Annotated in this window: 1 protein-coding gene and 2 pseudogenes; 1 reads left to right on the forward strand and 2 read right to left on the reverse strand. The window is 50.2% G+C overall.

Translation table 11 applies throughout. From position 1 onward, the window contains the following. Together DZ54_RS22600 and DZ54_RS0115975 are read right to left on the reverse strand one after the other, a co-directional pair. Positions 1-215: pseudogene (locus tag DZ54_RS22600) on the reverse strand (glutamine--fructose-6-phosphate transaminase (isomerizing)); the annotation flags it as partial. A 21-nt stretch (positions 216-236) separates the two neighbouring features. Beyond that, positions 237-1,001, reverse strand: coding sequence for a DeoR/GlpR family DNA-binding transcription regulator (locus DZ54_RS0115975; protein WP_025675181.1), 765 nt, complete (start codon positions 999-1,001; stop codon positions 237-239). Positions 1,002-1,261: 260 nt separating this feature from the next. Between DZ54_RS0115975 and DZ54_RS0115980 the strand changes: the two are divergent. Then, positions 1,262-1,473: pseudogene (locus tag DZ54_RS0115980) on the forward strand (IS256 family transposase); the annotation flags it as partial.

The raw sequence follows: 1,473 nt of genomic DNA on the forward strand, positions 1-1,473 counted from the left end.
ATGCGCAATCCCGGTGCCGCCAGTCGGGTTAGAGGCGGCAACCGCATCGGAAAGTGCAGCACTTTGCCCAGACGACGGACACGGGTTAATTGCCCCTGAGCATTGGTGATCGCGACGCCGGCTGAGTCATACCCTCGGTATTCCAAACGGCGTAAACCTTCTACTAAAATTTCAGCCACGTCGCGCTGTGCCACTGCCCCTACAATTCCACACATAGTCTTTCCTTAATGGGTTTATCACGTATCGGCACAGATCACGTCTGTGCCCGTTTGTTCGATGGCGCGCTTGAGATCATCGTCGAGTTGGTTATCGGTGATAAGGGTATCGATATTGGACCACGCAAGCTCCAAGTTGGGAATGCGACGACCGATCTTGTCAGATTCAATCATCACCACCACTTCACGTGCCACCTCTGCCATCACTCGCGTTAGGCCAGTCATTTCGTTAAACGTCGTGGTGCCACGTGTCACATCGATGCCATCGGCGCCGACAAAGAGCTGATCAAAATCATAGGCGCGCAGGGTTTGCTCGGCCACTTGACCTTGAAACGATTCAGAATGGGTGTCCCACGTGCCTCCTGTCATCAGCAAGGTCGGTTCGTGTTCGAGCTCGCGAATTGCATTGGCGACCTGCAATGAGTTGGTCATCACCACTAAGCCACGTTTTTTATCCAGCAAAGGGATCAAGGCTGCAGTAGTGGTACCGCTATCGACAACGACTCGGTTATGATCACGAATACGTGCCGCCGCCGCATCGGCGATACTTTGCTTTTGCGCCGACACTTTCACTGCCTGCTCCGAGACCATTTCTTGTGGCACGGGAACCGCACCGCCGTAACGGCGCAATAGCAGGCCATTTTTTTCCAGCTCAGCTAAGTCTTTGCGGATAGTCACTTCGGAGGTTTCAAAGCGTTGTGAGAGCGTATCAACACTCACCTGCCCTTGCTCTGTTAGCAAGGTCACAATGGTATGGCGGCGTTGTTGAGTATTTCGTTTCGACATATAACCACTTAAGTTTCGATTCGAAACTTATGATAGAGAAAACAAAATAAAGTTCAAGCTAAAGTGGCGAAAAGTGTTGTAAGATCCAAGGTAAGCGTTACTGGGAGGCGATAGAAACAAAAAAAGCCACCAGCTAATGCTGATGGGCTTGATATGGTGCGGAAGGAGAGACTTGAACTCTCACACCTTGCGGCGCCAGAACCTGGTAGTGTTCAGAATTCTGTGTCATTTCGTTAGAATGGTCGAAAGAGGAATGATACATGACCGACAAGAAAATAGAACTCGATATGGAAGCTGCCCAAGAAGCGCTTCGTAGTGGCAAAGGTGTTACTGGCAAAGATGGCGTCTTAACACCTTTGATCAAACAGCTAACCGAAGCTGCAATAAAAGCTGAGCTAGACGCGCATTTAGAGGCAGATCTAGAGCCTAACCGAAAGAATGGCTATAGCAAGAAGACGATGAAATCCTCCGC

Source organism: Salinivibrio socompensis S35 (genome assembly GCF_000513715.1).
GTDB lineage: Bacteria > Pseudomonadota > Gammaproteobacteria > Enterobacterales > Vibrionaceae > Salinivibrio > Salinivibrio socompensis.